This window comes from Vibrio sp. 03_296 (assembly GCF_002265885.1).
Genome location: NZ_NPKW01000252.1, coordinates 1 through 506 on the forward strand (window position 1 = coordinate 1; position 506 = coordinate 506).

1 pseudogene is annotated in these 506 nt (G+C 46.5%); it reads left to right on the forward strand.

What is annotated here, in order from left to right:
* Positions 1 to 175: 175 nt before the first annotated feature.
* Positions 176 to 506: pseudogene (locus CIK04_RS23775) on the forward strand (TonB-dependent siderophore receptor); the annotation flags it as partial.

Sequence of the window (506 nt, forward strand, 5' to 3'; positions counted from 1 at the left end):
AGTCGGAATATTTGCAATCAAGCACATGGCTTTTGAGCGTGACTCTATAGTGCAACGCTGTTCAGTTTTGGTCTCTTTACGCCTCTCTACTCAATCTCGAGGTAGAAGCACCACTCGCTATGCCTGTGCATCCTGAATGCAATCAGTTGTTTATTAGAGTTAAGGAGAAATTCAAATGGCAGCTTTACGCCCAGCGCGAACGAGCGTTGCAGAAAAAAAACCTTAACTWGCACGCTTTGTCTGCGGTAGTGATGGGGCTTTGTGCCAGTGGTCAAGCCTATGCTCAAACCGAGAGTACCAACAGCAACAAAAAAGAAGAGATGCCTGTTGTCGTTGTGATCGGTGAGAAAACAGAAAGAACCATTTATGACACCAGTTCGAGTGTCCAAGTGTTCGACCAAGAGACGATAGACAATACCCCAGGTGCAACAGAGATCGATGACCTGTTGCAACTTATTCCTAATATGGTGGACTCTGGCCAAGGTAACAGCATGCCAACGGTGCGT